Annotated in this window: 11 protein-coding genes; 2 read left to right on the top strand and 9 right to left on the bottom strand. The window is 36.4% G+C overall.

The genetic code is table 11. The annotated features are described in order from the left end of the window. Positions 1-21 precede the first annotated feature (21 nt). On the bottom strand, positions 22-5,916 hold the full coding sequence (locus M1F17_RS05420; protein WP_318837285.1) for a TcdA/TcdB pore-forming domain-containing protein: 5,895 nt from the start codon (positions 5,914-5,916) through the stop codon (positions 22-24). 256 nt (positions 5,917-6,172) lie between these two features. On the opposite strand from M1F17_RS05420, the gene M1F17_RS05415 reads away from it, so the two are divergent. Further along, a complete protein-coding gene (locus M1F17_RS05415; RefSeq protein ID WP_136133984.1) occupies positions 6,173-7,108 on the top strand; it encodes a filamentous hemagglutinin N-terminal domain-containing protein in 936 nt (311 codons plus the stop codon). Positions 7,109-7,181: 73 nt separating this feature from the next. Here M1F17_RS05415 and M1F17_RS05410 read toward each other — a convergent pair whose 3' ends face one another. From M1F17_RS05410 to dgt, 8 genes are all read right to left on the bottom strand, one after another. After that, entirely contained in the window at positions 7,182-8,567 is a 1,386-nt protein-coding gene (locus tag M1F17_RS05410) for an SLC13 family permease (protein ID WP_004260445.1), read from the bottom strand. A 398-nt stretch (positions 8,568-8,965) separates the two neighbouring features. After that, entirely contained in the window at positions 8,966-14,854 is a 5,889-nt protein-coding gene (locus M1F17_RS05405; protein ID WP_318837284.1) for a TcdA/TcdB pore-forming domain-containing protein, read from the bottom strand. A 212-nt stretch (positions 14,855-15,066) separates the two neighbouring features. Next, on the bottom strand, positions 15,067-16,368 hold the full coding sequence (gene eno / locus M1F17_RS05400; RefSeq protein WP_004260453.1) for a phosphopyruvate hydratase: 1,302 nt from the start codon (positions 16,366-16,368) through the stop codon (positions 15,067-15,069). Positions 16,369-16,433: 65 nt separating this feature from the next. Next, entirely contained in the window at positions 16,434-18,071 is a 1,638-nt protein-coding gene (gene pyrG / locus M1F17_RS05395) for a glutamine hydrolyzing CTP synthase (protein ID WP_004260455.1), read from the bottom strand. Positions 18,072-18,739: 668 nt separating this feature from the next. Continuing rightward, complete coding sequence (gene mazG, locus M1F17_RS05390; protein ID WP_036958289.1) at positions 18,740-19,534, bottom strand: nucleoside triphosphate pyrophosphohydrolase; 795 nt, start codon at positions 19,532-19,534, stop codon at positions 18,740-18,742. Between the two features lie 785 nt (positions 19,535-20,319). Beyond that, positions 20,320-22,551 carry a GTP diphosphokinase gene (gene relA / locus M1F17_RS05385; RefSeq protein WP_094960957.1) on the bottom strand — a complete coding sequence of 744 codons (2,232 nt, stop codon included), beginning with the start codon at positions 22,549-22,551 and terminating at the stop codon, positions 20,320-20,322. 16 nt (positions 22,552-22,567) lie between these two features. Beyond that, on the bottom strand, positions 22,568-23,899 hold the full coding sequence (rlmD, locus tag M1F17_RS05380) for a 23S rRNA (uracil(1939)-C(5))-methyltransferase RlmD (protein ID WP_094960956.1): 1,332 nt from the start codon (positions 23,897-23,899) through the stop codon (positions 22,568-22,570). A 175-nt stretch (positions 23,900-24,074) separates the two neighbouring features. Next, positions 24,075-25,601 (bottom strand): dGTPase, encoded by a 1,527-nt coding sequence (gene dgt, locus M1F17_RS05375; RefSeq protein ID WP_094960955.1) that lies wholly within the window; start codon positions 25,599-25,601, stop codon positions 24,075-24,077. A 257-nt stretch (positions 25,602-25,858) separates the two neighbouring features. Here dgt and mtnN point away from each other — a divergent pair, with 257 nt between their 5' ends. Then, entirely contained in the window at positions 25,859-26,551 is a 693-nt protein-coding gene (gene mtnN, locus M1F17_RS05370; protein ID WP_144140756.1) for a 5'-methylthioadenosine/S-adenosylhomocysteine nucleosidase, read from the top strand. Positions 26,552-26,596 lie beyond the last annotated feature (45 nt).

The raw sequence follows: 26,596 nt of genomic DNA, 5'->3' as shown, positions 1-26,596 counted from the left end.
GCTCTTTTTTTATATATTAATTTAATACTGACTTGTTGTAGATAACATGGCGAAATGAGGTTTATCCTGCTCTTTGGATGCAGTTTGAATTTCAAAGTCTTCCTGAGTAAAATCTATTCGATTCAACAACTCCCCTAATAAAGCTATCTTATCATTGATATTAAAATAGCTTCTGAAATGCATTGATAAAGACATTAAACCGTGACTCGCCAAAGCTTGTTCAGCTAATAAACTCACATCAATGTGTTGATCTGTTCCATCAATTCTAAGTTGTAGATGACGATAAGAGTGAGCCTGTAAACCATAAATTCCACGGATATAAAGAGATGTATTATTTATTGAATCTGTAATAACCAAGTCATCTCCTTGGCGATTAATAAAAATCTCCTTCAATTGGTTTTTTATGGGTAGGATAAGCAAATCAACAATTCGGTCTACCGAATAATTATCAATAATAATCGTTTGATAACGCTGCCAATCTACTTTTTTAAACTGATAAGTATCGGAGCCCTCACCACCATTAAGAATTAAAACAGAAACATCGCCTAATGCTGCAGGAATAACGACATCATCCTCCGGTGTTCCTTTAATAATTAATGATAAGCCTAATTGTTCATGAGATGATGTTGGATGATAAATAATTGCATTTTCTTCTGTTAACAGCATTAAGCCATCCGCTATTTTTTGCACTGACTTAAAAGTAAGCTCAGGGTATAAATCAACATGCTTAGGTAATTTATTGGGAAATCGAAGAACACCCTGACTATCGAAAATATTGTTAAACTTCATCTCTCCAATCGCGTTTATTCGATATAGCTTCTTTGATTTTGAATCAAAAATAACGCCATATTGTTTATCGTGATCAAAATCGATAATTTGTAACTCACTTTCTAACGAAAATGAAGGCGCAACAACAACCATCTCGTTAAAATACCATGCTGGTAATATGCGTTCCCCATTAGTATCTTTTAATCCAAACAATGCAATGGGGTCCTTTTCATTGGAAAATTGAGCAAAACGCTCCCATTTCAAAGGCTCTCTCGCAAACCAGTCTTTATTGAGGGCAACTAATTGTGTACTACCATTCGCACCCAGCTGCCTAACAAAGCCTTCTTTTTGGATAACAAGGAGCTCCCCTTGCCAGTGCGTGACATTTTCTATTCCACTCAAATTTAAACGAAAGGCGGCACTTGGCTTATTTGGATTAATATTATCTTGCCCTAACCCTTTTTGATAAAAAATGGTATCTTCTTTTCGGCTATAAAAGAAAAAGGCTTCCTTTCCATTTTCCTTTAATAAACTTCCTATTAATTCCAAGTCCTTAGGAGGAAACCAATACCATAAATCATACCTCGGATTATAACGTCCCAGGCTTGTTGCAAATATTTTTGCAAGTGTAGGTTTAATTCTATAACGCTTTAATTGAAACACCGCCTCTTTACCATCGTTAATAGACAGAGGAAACCTCTCTCGCCAAACTTTCTCTAATGGAGTATTTTTTGCGAGCTCACGATCAATATATTTTAAATCTTCTTCACTTATCGAAATAAACTCATTCAAGAATAGCTGTTCATTCACATTTTTTCTTTCTAAATTGGCTTTAACCAATGTTCCACTCTCATTGCGTAGCCAGTAATGATGCCAAAAACCATTTTCATCAGCACCCGCTATCATCACTGTATTCGCGATACTGGGTTTGATGGTAATTGTCTTTTGATATTCAGGACTCATATTTCGACGAGCTAAATAGTCATGGCCACTAAATTGCTTACGTTGTTCAAGTGATAATAATGTTTGTGTGTCATGTAAGTTATCGAGTAATAATCTGTTATTCACAACGCTCACAAGCTCTAATTTATCACCCTGTATTAGCCTATAGGTATTTTCAACCGTACTACCAGTACTTCTTTCTGTTAATGTTATATATAGTTGGTCATCAACCAATGTGACTTTAATAATTTCTGCATCTAAACCTAAAACCATATTCGCTTTAAGTTGAGTCAGTAAAGAACCTGTATTTATATCAACCTGCCAAATTACTGATTCCACTGATGAATAAAAATAGGCTGTATCCCCATTAATTTTTATTAGTTGTGCCGAATGATTTTCTTTATTTTTTGAGTGAGTAAAAATGATCCGATCATATTGAACATCATAAAATGCACGTCCCACGTTTAAACCGTTATATTGATAATTATCGATGGCAACATACTGGCCGTTAAGCTTATTTTTAATTGATAAATCATGAAGATGCTGTTTAATTGTCTGGCTTTTGTTTACCCATTGACTACCATCTACATTAATAACCTTTGCAGTCTTATTAATAAAATCTATTTCACATACTTCATGTTGAGCATTGACCAGCAAAATCGAATTATCCGCCACCGATGTATCAACATGGATAGTAATGCCGCTAATTTTAATGTGATCATCCATGATTTGAATAACATGCTCTTTTCCATCACTTTCTATTAAACTCGTATCAATTATCCAGCTAGATTGTTTTCCATACATAGCCCCCTCAATTAACGTAAGAGATGCACCATAATTAACTGTAATTTGATATTCCCCACCATTACCAGTGACAGCGTGCGTAATATACCCTTGCCATGGAATAGGCATTTTAGGAACGGCTATTTGCCTATTTTGGCTATCTAGATTGACATGAATGGTAGTATTTTCATATTCATGCTCTAAAGTGGTGATAACATACTCTAGGCCACAATAAAAAAAATCAAAATAGAATTGATAGCGTTCTTCCATTCCTCTCAAAATAGAAAAACCATTATCCCCTCGAGAAGTTCCACCAAAAAGAGAGCTATATCTGTAACGAATGAACGATCTAGGTACAACTGGTAATATAACTACCCCAGTTTGATTTCCATTAAAGAATACTCTTGACTCAGTAACACCAACAGCTTCTCTAATATTAATTGCATGTGATTTATCGATCTCAGCACTTGGCCCTGATTGAAAATCATTCAACCAGCAATGCTCTATATACCACTTTTTTTTCACACCTCGATATATATATTGGCTACCAAGGTCAAAATAGCCATTTTTGAAATCTAATTTCTCGATGACAATATTGGGTGTTGGTATCAAAAATCCTTTTTTTACATCATAACTTATCGCTGCATTTTGATAGTCTCGTTGATAAATCGCGAATTCTTCCCCTACAGCAACAGCTTTTTGTGCGTGTCTTTCATTAATATTAACCAGTTCGGTGATACCAATACCTATTCCCATAAGTGGTACAGCTAATGGCCCTGCAACACCTGCCACCGTTTCCGCACCAAGTAGAGATGCTCCCGTACTTACAATACCTAACCCTAATGATGATGAATCAAAAGCTAGTTGAGTACCAAATACAGCTCGCTGAGTTTCATTTTGTGCATTCGCTAACTCATAAATATCGAAACCAACCATAGCTCCTTGGAAAATAACCCCTAACCCTTCATTCGCTGTACGTACTAGAGACGAAGAAAAGCGATTCATTACTGATTTCGCCACTCCATTCCCTTCACACCATAATGAATATGCAATTTTTCCAGTTTTCACGGCATCATTGATAGCACCATGGGCCATCATAGAATAGCTAATATAACTATGAATACGCAGTGCTGTTGCTAAATTAGATGTTGGCCTAGAAGAAACCACTGACTGTCGATTTCTATTCTCCGACCATTGAATGATTGCTTGTATTCCCATCGCTATATTGAGGCCATCCACATGTTCTGTACCCTCAATATCTCTTTCACATTGCAACTCCCCATCACTAAAAGAATAATGACTCTTTAACATAGCCATTTGCTTGTGAAAATATTCTTTAAACTCAATAAATGTTGTGTCTTTCGTTTCGGCCCAATATATCTTTTCCTCTATCCCTTGATGTATAAATTGAATACGATATCGGCCATCTTCCAAATTCTCAACATTTTCAAAAACAGGTAACCATTTTTCATCTAGTTGATGACTTTTGCACACTTCATTAATTGAGTATTCAAGACGTTCCCCCCATTTTTCTGACTCCAAAATAATTAAGGATGTTTGTATTTTCTTATCTTTTTCTATTAAAGACTGATGTTCTAGAATACTCTCCATTTTCTTATGTAGAGAAATAGATTCCATTAAATTATCTGAATAAACCAAATCGGAAACAGTTAAACCACTACCAATTTGTACTTCAGACATTTTTCCCGTATTAATAGAGACCAATTCAAAACTACTATTTAAAACCGCATACTGCTCTGCCATCTTGTTTTTAAATAAAAACTTATTTAAAGTTGAAAATAACTTATCAGAATCATTAAAGGCATAAATACCAAAGTTTGGATCATAAAAATAATAATTAATTTCATTACCATTTTTGACTTTACCTAACAACATCGAGTGTGTTTTGCTATTTAGCGCATAAATATTTCCTTGTTCAGCATTAATCAGAATTTCTTTTATTTCATTTAACTCAAATTGGCCAATTATAGTTGATGCGTGTGCCGCCTCTATATTTACATGAAGTTCTTTTAACGCAGCTTGTAACAAAGTTGAATTCGGCTCCGTTGGTGATGCCCCAGCTAAAAACATCTTATTAAGCAATTTATTTGCACCCTCACTGCCCTCTAAGGCTAATGCAACAGCCATTGTCCTAACTAAAGAGTAACAACGCCCCCCTGAATTATCATCCATTAAATATAAATAAAAATCTTGTGGTGCGAGGCGTTTTTCAATATAACCGCTATCTCTAAAGATTGAATTAAATTTATAAGTAAAATCTAAAACATCATAAATAAAACCTGAATTTTCTCTCGAGGTTATATACTGAGCTAATACTCCGCACTCAATGGCGGTAAACTCATTCTCAAAGTTAAATATTTCCGCCTTTACTGATAATATATTATTATTAAATTTATCAATAACATACATACATGGAAATAACAGTGGATCCGTAACAAATCGCTGAATATCTTGGCTTATTCTATGCTTTTTAAGCATCATACTGTCAAAAAGACTATTTTTTAAATGACCATCACGCTGAACTTGCGCAACTAAACTAGGATTATTCGTATCGTAGCCTACTTTTTTTAATACTTTAGGTAAGATTTGTTTTACTGGGCGATCTGTTAATAAAGCTTCTGTAATAGTGTCTGCAATGACCTGTGACCTGGCTTGCCCATGGCTTGTTGACTGACCTTTTGGTGTTTCCGAATAAGAAATACCAGTATCCATTTTTTGCATACCAACTGGTGTATGTTCAATAAATGCATCAGAAGGAATTAATGTATTAAGTCGCTGGGTAATTTCCTTTGCATGCTCAAGCCCCGATTCAGATAAGTAAATAACTGCTTGGTCCGTTTGTATACCAAATTTTCTAGGCCCCATAATTTTGGCTTGTTCTATACACTGAGGTGACGGCTCATGAAATAACTTCACCAAAGATTTTGCCAGCCGATTAATATATTTTTTATGTATATTTATAGTTAACCTAGCATTTATACTAGAGCGAAGTTTCATTCTTTTTTTTAAATTTTTAGGGAGAATACGCAGTGCTTGTGAACTTAATAAATCGGAATCAACAAGGTTAGATAATTCAATATCCTCTTTACCTTGAACTCTTATATCGACATCATGATTTCCTGTTGATAAATCTCTTATATAACCAATAAACTCCAACTCTTCTTGATTACTGAGTTTTTCAATACCAATAGGAACATCATTGTTATATAAAAAATAAGATTTTCTTTCTATTTCTTTCTTTAATTTATCATGTTTTTTCAATAAATCTGGAGACCATTTTCCTTCATGGCGATATTCATATTTAATCGCCTCAACTAGCATCATAATATTTTTATCAAGATTTATTTTATCCATTACATAAATGGCATGATTCAATAGAGAGCTATAGCTATCACCAGACATATTATTAAATCCCTTTATATTTAATTTTAAAACATAACAAGTAGTAATTTATTAGCAAGGAAAATGGAACTTATAAACGGCCAAAAACATAGTGTAACAATTATTTACATCATATTTTTCCGATTTTCCGATTTTACCTGAGTGCTAACGTATCATATTTTATTAAGCCAAACTAATTTTTGATTATTATAAAAAACGACTAAATACATTATGCTTTTAATCATTAAAGGATTTTTACAGCAAGGAGCTAATACCAATGAAGAAAACCATATCATTCACTCTACTAAGTTGTACTTTATTTCATACCACATCATTAGCCGAGGCCCCTGATATCACAAAAGCAAAAGTCATTAATATAGAAGCCCCTCTCAAAAATAACATCTCGTTTAATACCTTCGAAAGTCTCTCATCTAATGACGATGGTTTAATTTTTAATAATGATATTAACAGTAATACCAAGCTTAATAATAAGGCAGCAAAGCTTATTTTTGCAGAAGTAACAGGGACTGAAACAAGCAACTTACAAGGGATATTAGGAATAAAAGGGCAACGCGCTAACCTTGTTATCGCAAATCCTAATGGTATTTCATGGAAAGACGGTGCCGTTGATAATATTAATAGCCTCTCCTTAATTGCCGGTAAATTTGAAAAAAAATACATTAAAAACAAAGAGAAAGATAACCAGCTTGAACTCCAAAAATTGGAGGACTATAACCAACTGAAGTTTTCAACTCAACCTGCTAGCCAAATCAGTATTAGTCAGCAACAAGGAACTCCAATTCAACTATCAAAATTAAATATCGTTGCAGACCAAATAAAGCTGCAAAATACACTTAATATCCACTCTGCCATACAAAATTATATCAGCGCATCTGGTAATAGCACCCTTTCTCCTAGTGAAGGCATTGTCAAGTACAGCACAAAGTTCAAAACTGACATTCCTTATATTCAAGGAAATCATTTAGAGATGGATGAGCAAACTAAATTGACAGGTCGTAACATTGTACTTGAGAGTCACCAATATCACTGTAAAGATAATTTCCTTTGCCCACAGAATAAGATAGATATTCAAGGAGTTATAAACACGATGAGTTTCTCTGTGCGCGGAGATGCAGACATTATTTTTTCTGATACAGGTGTGATAAAAATAGGGAAAAACCAACAGGCTCTTATTGCTAAAACAACGCAATAATCTCAATTTAGCGTACAACAACAAATAACGGCCTCAAAAAGAGGCCGTTAAGTTAAGATGAATTGATACTAAGTTACATCCAGATAAACCAAGCAAACAATGAAATCACAAGGATACAAGCCACGTTTAATACCGCACCAACACGTACCATTTCAATTTGCCTAATATAACCGGAACCGAACACAATCGCATTTGGCGGTGTAGCAACCGGCAACATAAACGCACAGGATGCACCAATCCCAATAATCATAGTTAATACAATGACTGGCATACCTAATGCTTCAGCAACTGTTGCAAAGATTGGTACTAATAAAGCTGCACTCGCCGTATTACTGGTAAACTCAGTCAAAATGATAATAAAGGTAGTAACAGCTAGAATAATAACAAACCAGTGGCTTTCACCGAATGTCATTTGCATCCAGTCTGCCATGATCTTACTTGCCCCAGAAGAACTTAAAATTGCGCTGAGTGTTAAACCACCACCAAACAGCATCAATACGCCCCACTCGGTATTTTTCTGAATTTGAGACCAGCTAGCAACACCTGTTACACCAATTAAAATCGCAGCACTCATCGCAATGATTGTATCTAAATCTTTTACACCACCTAATGCATCACTAATAAACGTACTCGTGATCCAACAAACTACGGCTAAAAGGAAAATCGTCATTGCTGTAATACGCTTGCCATTCCACTCAACATGTTCTAACTCAATTTGAAAACGATGTTTCAGGTTTGGACGTAACATCATGTACATCAATACAAACATCATTGGTAGTAACACCACCATGATTGGAATACCATATTTCATCCATGATAAGAAATCTAAACCTAAAGCCGCAGCCGCAATCGCATTTGGAGGGCTACCTACAATCGTGCCTAAACCACCGATACTTGCACTATAAGCAACACCTAATAGTACAAACACGAAAGTATTACGTTCATGACGTACATCGAGATTAGACAGTATACCTAATACTAGTGGTAGCATCATTGCAGCTGTTGCTGTGTTACTAATCCACATAGAAAGTAACGCTGTTACACCAAACAGCAATAATACCGCGACTGATAAGCGCCCTCGAGCTGCCATTAGTAAGCGATTTGCAATTAGCCTATCAAGGCCTTGGATATGTAAAGCCGTCGCTAATGCAAAGCCACCGAAGAATAAGAAAATAATCGGATTTGCAAATGATTTCAATGCATCCCCTGTATTCATCAGCCCTAAGCCTACTGCCAAGATCGGAATACACAGTGCAGTAATGGTGACATGGATAGCTTCAGTTAACCAAAGCACACCGATGAAAACCATCATTGCAAGACCTGCATTTGCTTTATCATCAAATGGTAAATATTTTAGTAATAAAATTAAGAGTACGATATCAACAGCTAAGATTATCCATCCCCGTTTATTCGAGGGGGTTGGGCTCACTGATGGTGTTAAAGATTCTGAAGCGTCCATGTTTACTCCATAGCTTTGGAAGCAAGTTTATTTTTAGCGCATATTGTTAATAATTATTTATAAGCTGTGAAATATAGAGTTAATTTATTGAGATGAAAATGTGGATAAGCTAAAAGTGCGATCTACCCCGCGCAATTTTTTGTATTTTTAATATCTCTACCGAGAAATGTTCTATTTTGTAAGCAAATAACCGCATAAATTAACAGTTTCAATTGACAGAACAATTGCGCTAATACGCCAACGCACCAGTCAGCAGTTAATTCCACCCAAAGCAAAATAAATGATATCGATGAATAAAAAACAAACTTAAATTAAAATATCAACCAATGAAACTAGACAACTAATTAAGCTAGCCAGTTAAACTCCGGCTAGCTTAGCTTAACTAATTCATACCTGCTTTATCCCACTAAAACAGGCGCAGTAACCAACGAAGGCTGTATTATATCCTGATGTCTAGACATGCTTTCACGATGGTTTAATGATGATGTCATTGATGCAAGCTGTGCTAACTGATTGTCATGAGACAGCAGTATTTCTTCATCAGACTCATTCGGTGTATTAGTAACCATCAGCCCATCAGTCAATAAATAACTATCTACAATAGTTTTTACCCTAATATCTCCGTTAGAATTTAAAAATCGCAGTTTAAGGTGTTCATATCCTTGAGCATTAGTAGCAAATATCCGCCTAATAATAAGTATGCTATTTGTATTTATATCCGTTAGAATAAGGTCATCCCCTAGGCGATTCACAGCTAGAGAGTTCATATCGTCAACAGGTAAAACAAGTGTATCTGTCAAACGATCGCTCGCATTATTATCAATGATAATTGCTTGATAATGTAGCCACGCCGCTCTAGAAATAACATAGCTATCTTCTTTGTCTCCCGCACTTAATATAATATTTTTTACATTATTGATAACTGGTGGGTTGATTATATCCCTTGAATTTCCACCGTTAATTAATAAAGATGATGAGAATTCCTCTTTATTACTATCTGAATTATTCTCTCCCTTACTGTAATATAAAATCTCATCATTAGTTGTATACATTAACAATCCATTTTTTAATTTTTTAACTATATCAAATTTAATATTTGGGTATATCTCATACATTGAAGGTAGTGATAAAGTATTTTTTAAATTATTTTTATCAAAAGCTTTAACTAAAGCAGCTTCATTTACAATTGGTTGCCAATAAAGTTTTTTATTTTCCATATCAAAAATAATTGCTGCTGAACGGTACTCGTCTATTCCTAAATATTGCAATGTATTCTTTGATGATAATTGATATGCAATAACAATACTTTTATTTTCATACCAAGCAGGAATAATAGCTTGATTATCACTCATTTTTAATCCAAGTAAAGCATATACTCCTTGATTTGACTCTAATTGACCAAAATCTTCCCACCATCTTGTTGAATGTGAATCAAACCACTTTTGATTTAGTGCCACAGGTTGAATATTACCTTGAGCGTTAATTTGACTCACAATGCCATTATTACTAATAATTAAAATTTTACTTTGACTGAATATAACACTCTCAATATTTTCGGTTTCTATCCTTTTGATTTCTTGCTTTTCTATTTGAAAGAAATTTGGGTTTTCTCCAACTTGTCGATATATTGATTTTTCCTTATGACTATAAAAAAAGAATACTTCTTTCCCATCATTGTTTAATAAAAACCCAACAAACATTAAATCTTTAGGCTCAAATAATTCTTTGTTATCGAGAGCAAGATTATATGAAGTAACATTTGGCCTTATGATAACACCGTCTCTTTCTCTTAACCAATAATGATATATATTATTATTTTTATCAATTCCTGATATTTGGATGACATCAGCCAGCTTCACACTTTTACTATATATTGTTTTTTTATCTTTTACTTTATCAATTAACAATAAATACTTACCAAAAATCATATCTGAAATATCCTTAGGTATGACCGATTTTTCTTCAAATAACTGATAATGAGTCAGCTCATCAATAGAAACACTAACTAATATAATTTCATTTCCATTTATCATATAATTTGCGACTTCATGAACTCCTTCACTAGGATAACGACATGAGAAATAAATATTTTCATTACTAACCCATAACTTAGTTAATTCAAAATTCCGCTGAGCATTATTATTAATAATATACGTATATTGAACTTTATTATCCTGATCAACTAACCACAATATATTATTATCTTTTGAGTAAAAACATGCCCCCGTCCCTAATGGAGAAAATAGATCAGCATTTTTAGTATATTGTTCCGATGAGTCAGTGAAAATATATCTCCCTGTAGAAACCTGATAAAATGCTCGGCCTACATTAACATTCCCAAACTGATAATTTTCAATTAATACGTACTGCCCCATAATTTTATGTTGTTCATTTAATTTATTTAAATGATTAGATAACTCTTCATTATGTCCGACCCACTTATTTCCATCTTCGCCAATTAAATTTACATCTAAGTTTAAAAAATCCACTTTATAAACTTCATTATTATTATTAATGTATAAAAAATCTTTTTTTGATACTGATTGGTCTATTTTTATTTTTACTCCACCTACATCTATACGGTCAGAACTAACAATAATGTCATTTTTACCTAATAACCCTCCACTAATTATCCAGTGAGAAGTCGATAACTTATTTGAGTCATCAATCAATTCTATTTCTGCACCTATTTGTGGACTAATTTTATATACTCCACCATCACCCTTTATCGAATATTTAATTTTCCCATGCCACTCACTGGGTATTTTTGGAATAACTAAATGTCTATATTGATTATTTAATTTTATTTCTATTTCTGTATCTACATATTCATGGAATATCTGAGTGATAGTATTTTCACTTGGAAATATATAAAAGTCATAATCAAATTTATCTGTGTTTTCTAAACGACGAATAACATCAAACCCACTATCATGACGTGTTGTTGCTCCTGGCCATAAATTGTAATCATATTTAATATACGATTTTGGCGTGATAGGTAAGGCAATTATTTGTGCATCTAAATAGCCATACTGTCGGCTACTCATGTTATATCCGATACCTTTACGAATATTAATTGCCTGTTGACGGTCATGTACCATTGTAGGGAAATTACCCGCCCAAAAAATATAATTTTTCCGTCCGCCTCCTGCAGAATGTGCGCTAGTCCTATAGATATACTGGCTATCAAATTCAATTTGGTTATTTCTAAGATCTATTGTTTTAAAAACTGCACCAGCGCGCGGAAGAACAATACTTTTATCAGGTAAGTAATCATATCCGTTATTTTTATATGCTTGGTCTAACTGATAGAAATATCTACCTACCGATTTAGCATCTTCTCCTATCACTGCATAATTACGCGCCAAACCAGTGAAACCAATACTTAACCCTGCAAAAATAACCCCAGCTCCCCCCATAAATACTGAAGCTTCCGTTACTCCTAAAGCACCGGTTCCTAAACTGAGTCCTCCTGTGACAAAACTCGCAGAGTCAAAAGCAAGTTGTGTACTAAATATAATCTTATGAGGTTCATCTTTTGCATAGGTCAATTCATATATATCAAAGCCGACTAAGGTACCATTAAATAAAACAGTAACACCTTCATTTACTGTTTGAGCTAATGAAGTAGAAAACAGACTAATATTTTTAGCTTCATAGCTAATATTTTCATTTAACCCACTACGAATTATACCTACAATTTTAGCTAAATCATTCAGAGCTCCATGAAATATCATTCCATAATTAATATAACTATGTATTTTCAATGCTAATGCTAAGTTAAAATTATCATTATTCATTCCGTTTCTATTATGGTTTTTATCTGAATACCATAGCATCAAAGACTGAATAGCTATTCCTGCATTTAATCCATCGAACGATGGCTCATTGATATTATATTCACTATTATTATCTATATTCTTTTGGGGAATTAATTTTTCCCCATCAAAAAAATAACTTTCTCCAAATAATGCTACTTGCTTTTCATAATAATGATTAAACTCTTTAATTGTCGGGTCATCCATTTCAATCCAATGGCTTTTTTCAGGATCATCATAATCTATAAATTGAAGTTTATATTTACCTTTTTCATTCTCTTTCAGTGTGGAAAATATAGGCACCCATTTTCTATTAAATTGGTACTTCATTGATAAATTAGTTAAAGAAGTTTCTAAACGGTATCCCCATTGTTGGGCTTCTAACATAGCCAATGTTCCTTTCAATTGAATGTCTCTTTGAATCGCAAGTTGTTTATTAACGATACTACTAGTTTTGCTTTCACGTTTAGTAATTAAACTCAATGAAATAGGCTCACTTAAATGAGTTACACTTAACCCATTACCCACCGGAACACTCGACATATCATCTGTAATAATTGAAATCACTTCAAAAACCGGATCTTTATTGCTCCCAAAGGCTGAGTAAAAATCAGCCATTTTGTTATCTACCATAAATTTTTTAAATGCTGAAAATAGTTCTTTACTATTATTAAACGAAAACAAACCGAAGTTAGGGTCATAAAAATAGTAGTGTGATTTTTTATCATTTATAGTTTTACCAATAAGCATCGAGTGATTTTGGCTATTAATAGCAAACATCATTGTTTTTTGCTTCGCCTCTAATAAACTCTGTGTCTCTTTGATATTAATTCTACCATGAGAAAATGATGCCTCTATTGCTTCCACATTCGAATGTAATCGCTCCAATGCCGTTTTTATTAATATTGAATCATTATCTTTAGGATTCGCTGATGCTATATAAAGTTTATTAAATAAAGTATCCGCGCCTTTTTGATCATCTTTTGCTAATGCAACTGACATAGCTCTAACCAAAGGGTAACAACGCCCTCGAGAATCATCCCCTATCAAGGTTAAATAAAAATCTTGTGGCATTAATCGATTAATTTGACTGTTTAATGAATAAAATAATTCACTAACTTTTCCTGTTTCATTCAAAATATATTTTATATATTCGGCATGACCTACATTATTAATTCTTTGATATAAAGCCCCTCGTTCTATAGGACTAAGGTCTTGAGTCAAATATAATTTTTTCAGTTCTATTGACGTCATATTCTTCTTTAATCCTGATATATTAACTTCTGAAAAACCGTCCATTCCCTCACTAAAACTATTTCTAAATGAAGGTTTATTCGAATTTTTATGAACAAAAACTAAATTTTCATATCGCTCATTGATTGTCTGTTTATATTCATTAATACCACCATATATTGATTGTTCTTCATTTTTAACAACAGCGTTCATGCCTTTACTTTTTTTTATTTCCCACCATAATTTACTTCTTTCTATTTGGTTCCCTTCAAATAGTATTCTATTATAATGATTATGATAAAGACTAATTTGAATATCACTTTGTGCTAATTTTCGTGTTAAAGATTTTATTTTAACTTTATCATCTATTGTTTTATTTATCTTCCCATTTAGTTCCTGAAGTTGTTTCTGCCATACCTCTTGGAAACTTTTTAACATTTTTACATGATTATTTATTTTTATACTTATAGATGTAATAAACTCAAGCCATGCTTTAGCGCTATCTAGTTTTCGTTCCGTTTCAAATATATTATTACCTTTCTCATCCACATATAAGAAATTGAATTTCTTTGCTATAGAAAATATTTTGACATGTGTATTTTTCCGAGTGTTTTCAAATTTATTTTTATTTATACTATCCATTTTATTATTAGGAATATATTTTAATATTCTATTTTCCCCTTCTATTGCAAATGATTTCCTTTCACCCTTAAAATCTTTAACCTCTTGTTTTTGTAAGATTAATTGCCAATCATTATTTACAAACTGCATATATGCTGTCGCATTACCATTTGTACCATTTTTTATTTTATAATCTTGATAATCAGCAGACATAACAACATCATCATATAAAATTGAACTATTCATTCTGCAATCATTATAAACTCGATAATGATCTTTATCATGATTGGTAACTATAATAGAATTTTTATTTAAAGTACCTGTAAATAAGAGAAACGTATCTGATGGTTTTTTAGGAATATCTACATAGGAGGGATATAAATGCGTTGCATCATAATTATTATTATTGAGTAAATAGCTTTTAATTAGAAACTGGTCAGGCTGATCGCTATCATAATAACTAATATTATATCGTGAATTATCATATTTAGTTAGTGTCAAATCTCCTTTTTCTGCCGTTGAACCAATGTTAATTAACCCGCTTGTATCTAACGTATATTTATTGATAATTTCATTTATATTTTCAATTACTTCTGTATGTTTTTTTATTGTCATTGCATTCATTCCTTTTAATAAAAATTAATTATTTATTTAAAATGAATAATGACTGTAAATTAATATCTCCTTTACTTCCATAATCAAAAAACAAATTCGGATTGAATTTTATAAAAAGAATTCAATTATATTTATTGTATTAATACAATAAATAACCAAAAAAAAGGGAAGCCTAAGCTTCCCTATTCATTAACTTGCTAAGCAATAAATAATTATGCTTGGCCTTTAACTTCTTTTAAGCCATTGAATGGTGCATTTTTACCTAATGCTTCTTCAATGCGAATCAATTGGTTATATTTAGCAACACGGTCAGAACGGCTCATAGAACCTGTTTTGATTTGGCCTGCTGCTGTACCAACTGCTAAATCTGCAATAGTTGCATCTTCAGTTTCACCTGAGCGGTGAGAGATAACAGCTGTATAGCCTGCATCTTTCGCCATTTTAATTGCAGCCAAAGTTTCAGTTAAAGAACCGATTTGGTTGAATTTGATCAGGATAGAGTTAGCGATACCTTTATCGATACCTTCTTTTAGGATCTTAGTATTAGTTACAAACAGGTCATCACCAACCAGTTGGATTTTGTCACCAAGAACTTTAGTTTGGTATGCGAAACCATCCCAGTCAGACTCGTTTAGACCATCTTCGATAGAGACGATTGGGTACTGTTTAGTCAGTTCTTCTAAATAATGAGTGAACTCTTGTGAAGTGAAGGTTTTTCCTTCACCTTTCAGCTCATAATTACCGGTTTCTGCGTTATAGAACTCAGATGCTGCACAGTCCATCGCCAGTGTTACGTCTTTACCTAACACATAACCAGCTTGCTCAACCGCTTCTTTAATTGCTGCTAATGCTGCTGCGTTTGATTCTAAGTTAGGCGCATAACCACCTTCATCACCTACAGCTGTATTCATACCTTTAGATTTCAGTACTTTTGCTAAGTGATGGAAGATTTCAGAACCCATACGAACAGCTTCTTTCAGCGTTGGTGCGCCAACAGGCTGGATCATGAATTCTTGGATATCAACGTTGTTATCAGCATGCTCACCACCATTGATGATATTCATCATCGGCAGAGGCATAGAGTATTGACCGTGAGTACCATTCAAGTCAGAAATGTGCTCATACAGAGGCATACCTTTCGCCGCTGCTGCTGCTTTAGCATTTGCTAAAGATACAGCGAGAATTGCGTTTGCACCAAATTTAGATTTGTTCTCAGTGCCATCGAGATCAATCATGATTTTATCGATGTTAGCTTGGTCTTTAGCATCTTTACCGATCAGCGCTTCTGCGATTGGACCATTAACAGCAGCAACTGCTTTCAGAACACCTTTACCCAGGAAACGTGCTTTATCACCGTCACGCAGTTCCAGAGCTTCACGAGAACCTGTTGACGCACCTGATGGTGCTGCAGCTAAACCAACAAAGCCACCTTCTAAATGAACTTCAGCTTCTACAGTTGGGTTACCACGAGAGTCAATGATTTCACGACCGATCACTTTAACAATTTTGGACATTAGGTTTTCCTCAGTACAAGTTAAATTTTGGGAAGTTGGTGCACCTGCGCCGACTTCCCCATATCTTATTTCAACTCACCTTTCTGGTACTTACCAGCGGCTTTAACAAAACCTGCAAACAACGGATGACCATCTCTTGGTGTAGAGGTGAACTCTGGGTGGAACTGACAAGCCACAAACCATGGATGATTAGGGTTTTCAATAATTTCCACCAGCTTATTATCCACTGAACGACCTGCAATTTTTAGGCCCGCATCTTCAATACGTTTCAGTAGTAAATTATTCACCTCATAACGGTGGCGGTGACGTTCAATGATAGTTTCTGAACCATACATTTCACGTACAAGGCTACCATTCACTAAATGACATGGTTGGCCACCAACACGCATTGTTCCACCAAGATCGCTCTCTTCTGAACGTACTTCAAGGTTACCCTCTTCGTCGCGCCATTCAGTAATCAGCGCAACAACAGGGAATTTACAATCCGCTTTAAATTCTGTTGAGTTTGCATCTGCCATATTGGCAACATTACGTGCAAATTCAATCAATGCGACTTGCATACCCAAACAAATTCCTAAGTAAGGGATCTTGTTTTCACGTGCATATTGAGCGGTCAGAATTTTCCCTTCAACACCACGCTCGCCAAAGCCGCCTGGTACTAAAATAGCATCTAAACCTTTTAGTAACTCAACACCTCGAGTTTCAATATCTTGTGAATCAATTAATTTGATGTTCACAGTTAAACGGTTTTTCAAGCCACCGTGTTTTAATGCTTCAATTACAGATTTATACGCATCTGGTAACTCAACATATTTACCCACCATCCCAATAGTGACTTCACCAGCGGGATTGGCTTCTTCGTAAATAACTTGTTCCCACTCAGCTAAATTAGCTTCTGGCGCATCAATGCGGAAACGGTTACAGATGTATTCATCCAAACCTTGTGATTTCAATAAGGCTGGGATTTTATAAATTGAATCAACGTCTTTGAGAGAAATAACCGCTTTCTCTGGCACATTACAGAACAATGCGATTTTTGCACGTTCATTTGCTGGGATCACTCTGTCTGAACGACAAATCAGCACATCTGGTTGAATACCAATTGACAGTAATTCTTTCACAGAATGTTGAGTTGGCTTAGTTTTTACTTCACCAGCCGCTGCAAGGTATGGCACTAATGTTAAGTGCAAATATAATGTGCGTTCACGGCCAACTTCAGCTGCCATTTGACGAATCGCTTCAAGGAATGGCAATGATTCGATATCACCAACTGTACCACCAACTTCAACCAAAACAACGTCATGGCCTTCACCACCACGGATGATGCGGTCTTTAATTTCATTAGTGATATGAGGGATAACTTGAATTGTAGCGCCTAAATAGTCGCCACGGCGCTCTTTGCGCAGAACTTCAGAGTAAACACGCCCAGTCGTAAAGTTATTACGACGTGTCATTTTAGTACGGATGAAACGCTCATAGTGACCTAAATCTAAGTCAGTTTCAGCGCCGTCTTCTGTAACGAAAACTTCCCCGTGTTGGGTTGGGCTCATAGTGCCTGGATCTACGTTAATGTAGGGATCCAGTTTCATAATAGTCACATTGAGTCCACGGGCTTCGAGTATAGCCGCCAAAGAGGCTGCGGCAATGCCTTTACCCAGTGAGGATACGACCCCGCCGGTCACAAAAATATAATTAGTTTTCATGCTGAACCTGAAAGTTTAGGTTTAAAAGATGATGGATATAACAGGACGGGAAAACAGTATACCCGAACCTTAATTTCGCTACAAATGTTCTAAGCATAATAAGGCTAAATTTCATCAATACTCTAATATTATCAGCAAGTTAAAAGCGAAAAATATTTATCGCTTCAAAATTAGTCATCTTTATCTATTTTTATAGATTAACACAGTTCAAACACAAAAGCTAAATCCTTTCAGCTCATTGTATGGTGTAAAAAATGCGATTCTGCACTAACTTTGATTTTGAATAACTATTTACTCTAACTCTCCACATTTAACCTTCGAAAACTTCAACCTACATATTGTTTTTGAAGCTTTGTTTGGAGCCATTGCATGAGGTGATTTTAGAACAAACCAACCATATCGAATTTTTCTGTAGATGCTTCGTTCTATATATAATTAATGCTCTAGATAGTTCGTGCTACAGCTAGGCGGCAAGAGAGGATATCTCAGGGAGCATACACAAGTATGTGACCTGAGTAGCCGAACGTAGCCAACAACGCTGTAGTGCGAAATATGACGAGCAAAGCTAGACGGCAAGAGAAGATATCTCAGGGAGCATACACCAGTTATGTGACCTGAGTAGCCGAACGCAGCCAACAACGCTGTAGTGCGAAATATGACGAACCATTTTATTCTTGACTCTTAACCTGCTGCCAAAGCCCTTCCATCTCATCAAGTGTAGCACTTTCTGTCGTTTTGCCACTTTCCGCTAGGCTTTTTTCGATTTGACGAAAACGGCCTTCAAATTTGTTGCAAGCTTTTTGCAACGCTATTTCAGGTTTATGACCTAAATGGCGAGATAAATTCACTACGGCAAACAATAAATCGCCGATTTCTTCTTCTAGGTGAGTTTGGTCAACAACCACCTGTGTGGCTTCTTCCATCACCTCTTCAAGTTCTTCATGAACCTTACCCACAACAGGGCCTAACGTATCCCAGTCAAAACCGACCGAAGCACAACGCTTTTGAATTTTATAGGCTTTCATTAGTGCTGGGAGCGAATTCGGGATATCATCTAGCACAGAAAACTGCGATTTTTCAGCTCGCTCTTTTGCTTTTCGTTTTTCCCATCCCTCAATCACTTCCGAGCTGCTCAATGTGTTATTTGTATCAAAAATATGTGGGTGACGATGTTCAAGCTTATCGCTCACTGCTTGGCAAATATCATTAAAATCAAACAATGATTTTTCATTCGCCATTTGCGCATAGAAAACCACTTGGAACAATAAGTCGCCCAGCTCACCTTTTAAGTCGTTAAAATCTTCACGTTCTATCGCATCAAGCACTTCATAGGTTTCCTCAAGTGTATAAGGTGCAATAGTTTTAAATGTCTGTACTTTATCCCATGGGCAACCTGTTTGTGGGTCACGCAGCTGTGCCATAATGGATAATAAGCGTTCGATTTCGGGTTTTTCCTGACTCATTGTATTAACCTTTGATTTTCTTTTGTTTCTAATTGTCATCTTTATCTCAAACTTATCAGAAATGACACCTGTTCAACAAATTTTTCCCAACAAAAGAAAAAACAAAGAAAAGATTATTGAACATTTGCAAAAAATTATTTTCAAAATAGTTTGAATTGCAGCTAGGCGGCAAGTAAACGAGCCCCTAGGAGCATACATCAGTATGTGACTAAGGTGAGAGCACGCAGCCAACAACGCTGCGGCTCAAAATATGAAGAAAATGTAGGAGCATACATCAGTATGTGACTAAGATGAGCGCGCGCAGCCAACAACGCTACAACTCAAAATATGAAGAAAACCACTGACAATATGACAGTACTGATTTTCAAAATAGTTTGAGATGTAGGTAGGCGGCAAGCGAAGATATCTCGGGGAGCATACATAAGTATGTGACCCGAGTAGCTAAGTGTAGCCAACACCCCTACAACTCAAAATATGAAGAAAATGTAGGAGCATACATCAGTATGTGACTAAGGTGAGAGCACGCAGCCAACAACGCTGCGGCTCAAAATATGAAGAAAATGTAGGAGCATACATCGGTATGTGACTAAGATGAGAGCGCGCAGCCAACAACGCTGCGGTTCAAAATATGAAGAAAACCACTGACAATATAACAGTACTGATTTTCAAAATAGTTTGAGATGTAGGTAGGCGGCAAGCGAAGATATCTCGGGGAGCATACATAAGTATGTGACCCGAGTAGCTAAGTGTAGCCAACACCCCTACAACTCAAAATATGAAGAAAATCACTGGGAATGGCGTTTTGCCTCAATAACATCCGGCAACTGATTTAATTTTGCTAACACCCGGCTCAGCACCTCAATATTATACAGCTCAATTGTCATATCTATCGTTGCTAATTGCTGCTTCACATCGCTGCGGCTACTGACGCCAAGCACATTAACCTTCTCATTAGCTAATATTGTCGTGATATCACGTAGTAGACCACTACGGTCATTGGCGACAACTCTAACCACGAGAGAATAACCACTGGAATAGTTTTCTCCCCAAACTGCATCTATCACACGTTCTGGCGCATGACTTTGCAGCTCAGCTAATTGTTCGCAATCCGCACTGTGAATAGAAATACCTCGTCCTTTCGTGATAAAACCGACAATTTCATCCCCTGGAATTGGCTGGCAACAACGTGCAATATGGTGCATTAGGTTACCAACCCCTTCAACCACCACTCGACCACTACCATGGGATGGTGCTCTTGGGAGTGAAGACTTACTTTCTAATGTCTTCATTGCCGCGCGGTCTTCTTCTTCTGCGGTGGCTTTGTTAAATTTGCTTTGCAGGAAATTCACTAATTGGTTGATACGAATATCACCACCACCAATTCCTGCTAAAACTTCATCCAATGAGTGAACATTATAGCGCGCGATTAGCAGTTTTTCGGCCTCTCGGAGGCTGATATCAAGCTGCGATAATTCGCTATCTAGAATTTGGCGCCCTGCGAGGATGTTTTTGTCTCTATCTTGTTTACGGAACCAATTTTGGATTTTGGCTCGCCCACGGCTGGTTGTTACATACCCTAAGTTAGGATTTAACCAGTCACGGCTTGGGTTTGGGTGCTTTTGAGTGATAATTTCAATTTGGTCACCCATTTGTAATTGATAGCTAAATGGAACAATACGCCCACCTATTTTTGCACCAATACAACGATGGCCGACATCACTGTGAATGTGATAAGCGAAATCAAGCGGCGTCGAGCCTGCTGGCAAATCTACCACATCCCCTTTTGGGGTAAAAACATACACTCTGTCATCAAACACTTGGCTACGAACTTCATCTAGCATTTCGCCAGAATCTGCCATTTCTTCTTGCCATGCAATCAGCTTACGTAACCACGCAATACGGTTTTCGTAGCTACTTCCTTTGCCAATACCAGTCGCGCCTTCTTTGTATTTCCAATGCGCCGCAACCCCCAGCTCTGCATCTTCATGCATTTGACGGGTACGAATTTGAATTTCAAGTGTTTTGCCGTTTGGCCCTAATACTACTGTATGAATCGATTGATAACCATTAGGCTTTGGATTCGCCACATAGTCATCAAACTCATCAGGAAGGTGGCGAAAATGGGTATGAACAATTCCTAATGCAGCATAACAATCCTGCAAGCGTTCAACGACAATACGCACCGCTCGCACATCAAACAGTTCATCAAATGCCAATGATTTTTTCTGCATTTTACGCCAAATACTGTAAATATGCTTAGGTCGGCCATAGATATCTGCTTGAATATTCTCTTTTAACATGTACTTACGTAAGGTTGTTACGAAAGTATCTATGTACTCTTCACGGTCAATACGACGTTCATGGAGGAGCTTTGCAATTTTCTTATATTCATCGGGATGCAAATAACGAAAACAAAAGTCTTCTAACTCCCATTTTAACTGCCCAATTCCTAGGCGATTTGCTAAAGGAGCATAAATATTTGAACACTCTTTTGCAGCTAAGACGCGCTCATCTTCCGTTGCATCTTTGACTTCACGTAAATGAGCAATTCGTTCCGCTAACTTAATAACAACGCAGCGGAAATCCTCTACCATTGACAGTAGCATACGACGAATATTATCGACTTGTGTCGAGCTGGTTTCGCTTGATTGTGTTGCTTTGAGTTGGCGGATCGCATCCATTTCCAGCACGCCTTTAACAAGTTCGTGAATGGATTTGCCAAATTCCTCAATAACTTCTTGTTCTTCTAACTTCCCTTCTTCCACTAAGGGGAAAAGCAAAGCCGCTTGTAAGCTGCCGATATCCATACTTAATGTCGATAGGATCTCGGTCATTTCAATACCGCGCCACAGCAACAGAGGGGCGATTTCTTGTCCGGCTAATTTATCGTGACAATATTGCCAGGTATGGATGAGCTTTTCTTCTGATTGTTTATTGCTCAATCCCAGGCCGTTAACCCACTTTTCTGGGGCAAACTCACCTGCTGGGGTAAGATGCGCACTTCTTACTGCAACCATATGTTCTCCCTACCTATTAAACCTCTGGGCGACGGATAAATAACGCCATTGACTCTAAATGGCTAGTTTGCGGAAACATATCTAGCATCCGCAACTGTAATAATTGATAGCCCCCATCGAGTAAAGCTTTGCTATCTCTTGCCAATGTTGTGGGGTTACATGAAACATAGACAATTTTTTCTGGCATCAGTTTAATTAAATGTTCCATAACACCAGCAGCTCCAGCCCTAGCTGGGTCTAATAACACTTTATTAAAGCCATGAACTGCCCAAGGTTGTGTGTGTATCTGGGCTTCTAAGTTTTCATTATAGAATGTCGCATTACAAATAGTATTGAGCTGTGCATTGTTTCGTGCCTGTTCGACTAAATTTTCCACACCCTCAACACCCACAACAGATGTCACTAACCGTGCAATTGGCAATGTAAAGTTACCCATTCCACAAAAAAGATCTAATACCCTATCTTCACTGTTTAGATCTAACCATGCTAAAGCTTGTTCTACCATCTGCTGGTTAACTTGCCCATTCACTTGAATAAAATTTAACGGATTAAATTTTAGTATTTCCCCTGCAACTTGATATTCAGGTTGTGGCGAATTTGGTGACAGAGCCTGTAAGTTTTCATCATTACCCGCTAACCAGATAGACACTCCGTGCTGATTTTCAAAATCGCTTAACTTTTGGGTATCTGATAACGAAAAAGGGGTTAAGTAACGAATCAATACAATTTTACAATTGTCTGCACGAATAAGTTCTACATGGCCCAGTTTCGATTTATTACTGAGCTGGTTAATACATTCAGAAAGTGGTTTTAGTAAGATATCCAAATCAGGGGACAAGATAGGACAATTTTTTATATCAACCAATGTGTTAGATTGAGATTGACGAAACCCCATAACGACATTTTTACTTTTAGGCTGATACTGTAGACCTAATCGAGCTCGACGGCGGTAACCATATGGCTCACCACTAATCACCGTGGGAACGGATATATCTAGCGATGTTTCGCGCTGCATCAAGTAAGCTAAAGCATGAGCTTTGCTTTCTCTTTGCAGTGCAATGTCAACATGTTGCTGTTGGCACCCCCCACATTGATTAAAATAACGGCACCGAGGCTTTACTCTTTGTGGGCTCGTGCTCAAGCGTTTAGTCACCTTCCCTTTAGCAAAATGCCGCTTCTCTTCCGTCAATTCAATTTGTGCTTCTTCTCCAGGCAATAAACCTGTTACAAAAATGGTTTTTCCTTCGATACGGGCAACACCTTGCCCTGCAGCATCGAGGCTATCAGCTACAACCGTGATTTGACGGCGTGAAGTGGTACGGCGATTAGGAGAGTAAAATTGAGCCATAAAGTAGTCACTACAGAGTATTAAGTTATAAAAATCATGATTGCCGAGTTTTCAATTTTAATGCGTTGTTTTTTTCGCTAATTAATCCAGAAAAACGGTCAGTCCCATTATACCTGTTTTTCCTATCATTTGATTGACTACTTTTCCATTTTTATTATGCCATTCAATTATTATATTAGTTACTAACCATAAATTTACGATATTCTTCATAGGCATAGTGGTCTGTCATACCGCTAATATAGTCTTGAATCAAACGAGCTCGATAATAAAACTCCAGAATAGATTTATCTGCTTCATTCGTTGCAGAAATTTTCTCAAGTGCTTCCGTGTAAGATAAGCGATGCTTATTAGATAATTTATGGAACAATCTCGTTTCAATGAAAAAGTGCTTGTGGTAATTTTTTTCAACGAGCTCAGCAAAATCCCTTCTATTCATCATCAGTAATGGGCTATAAAAATCTAATAACCCACTGATAATTCGGTAGCCTTGCAACTCTAACTCTTCAACTTCATGGTGGTTAAATACATGTTTAAAAGCCACTGTTTTCAATACTTTCAGTAATCTATGTTCTGGGCTTTTATCTTCTAACAAAGCGCTGTTAAAAGTGCCATTATAAATTTCAGGCAGATTTTTAATAAACTGCAGTGCACTGTAATGAGACAACTTCCCTGTAATATTAACGCGCAAATACATAAAGAACTGATCTTGCTGAATACGCCTTGTGTGGTTGTCACTGATATTATTGAAAGCTCGCATGACAGTTTGATCGAACAAATCATTTTGTTCAATATCACCCCACTCTGCTTTTAAGTACTCAATCAACTGCTCAACAGTAAAAATGCCTTTTTCCGCGGCATCATCTAAATCAGCAATACAATATGAAATATCATCAGCCGCTTCCATAATATAGGACAGAGGGAAACGGCAGTATTTCTCCATATCGAGTTTTTTGGTTAACTCACTGACAAAGTCCACCTCTGACCAATAATAGCCTGGTTTTTTCATCAAATAATCAAACTCAGGGGGAATTGGCTCCAAATCATAAGCTCCACGCGTATATTTTAAGATAGAACCAATTTGTGCATAAGTTAAGTTTAGTTTGAGTAAACGATGCGCCATGCGCAGCCCTTGCGCATTACCTTCAAATGAGCATAAATCCTGCTTTAATTGACGGCGGAATAAGTCTTGCTTTTCATTTCCAGTTAATTGTAATGCCGGTATTTGGCATGGGTCAGGGGAATTGGGTGTATATAAGTAACTTGGCGACAGTAACTTGGTAAACCACCGTTGAATTGCGGCCTCACCAAAGTGCCCAAATGGTGGATTACCGATATCATGCATTAAACAAGCCATTTCGACTAAGCTTTCAAACGCATCACAACGTTCATCTAACCCATAGGGCTCCAGTAATTTTTTCTTTTTTAATTCACCTAAAACCGTTTTACTGATGTAACGGCCAACCTGCTGAACCTCTAGTGAGTGAGTTAATCGGCTACGTACTGCTGCGTTTTGCTCTAAGGGGAAAACTTGTGTTTTTTGTTGTAAGCGGCGAATGGCTGCTGAATTGATAATCCGCCCACGATCACTTTCAAATAAGCGATTAACCGCATCTTCATCTTTAGGTGAAATTTTTTGGTTTTTCGCACTGCTCATGTAGTTACGCTGAAAGTTTAGCTTCTTAACAAAATTAATCTCACCCACTCTGCCACCTTCCCTATTTCGATTGATGTTTCATTATATAGCCTAAATACAGGAAAAAACCTTCACGACTCACCTTTCAATGTTACACTTCGTGCATCTTTGTAATTTCGTTGTCAAAATTCGAGTTGTTGCAATTAAAATTGCGAGCCCACTCGAAGAATGCAGCAATAACACAATAAAACATTATCGTCCCTAGTCAAAATATTGACACTATATTGACATTAATAGTGCAAATTGTGCAGGGAAAAGGAGACAAAATGAAAGTTGGAATAATTGGTGCCATGGAACAGGAAGTGGCGATTTTGCGCTCACAAATTGAAAACTGCCAAACTATTAACCGTGCTGGTTGTGAGATTTATACAGGCCAAATTAATGGCGTTGACGTTACGTTATTGAAATCAGGTATTGGTAAAGTCGCAGCCGCAATCGGTACAACACTATTATTAGAGCATTGCCAACCAGATGTCGTGATTAACACAGGTTCCGCAGGTGGTTTAGACCCTCGTTTAAACGTCGGCGATATCGTGGTATCTACAGAAGTTCGTTATCATGATGCTGATGTGACCGCATTCGGTTATGAACCCGGCCAAATGGCACAGTGTCCGCCAGCTTTCGTTGCTGATACTAAGTTAATTGAAGTTGCTGAGCAATGCATTAAGTTATTGGATATGAACGCTGTTCGTGGATTAGTCTGTAGCGGTGATGCTTTTATTAATGGTGCTGAGCCACTGGCGCGCATCAAAGCGATGTTCCCACAAGTTGCGGCAGTAGAAATGGAAGCCACCGCGATTGGTCAAGTATGTCACCAATTTGGCATTCCATTTGTCGTCGTTCGTGCCATTTCAGATGTTGCAGATAAAGAATCCCACACGAGCTTCGATGAGTTTTTACCTGTTGCTGCCCGTCAATCTTCCCTGATGATCACAGCAATTTTAGCTAAACTCGCTTAATCATTTGCAAAAAAGGTATAACCATTTGTTAGTTATACCTTTTAA

The sequence above is a fragment of the Providencia sp. PROV073 genome, from assembly GCF_033688125.1.
Taxonomy (GTDB): domain Bacteria; phylum Pseudomonadota; class Gammaproteobacteria; order Enterobacterales; family Enterobacteriaceae; genus Providencia; species Providencia hangzhouensis.
The sequence above is the reverse complement of the archived record's forward strand: the minus strand, read 5'-3'. Positions and strand labels throughout refer to the sequence as shown.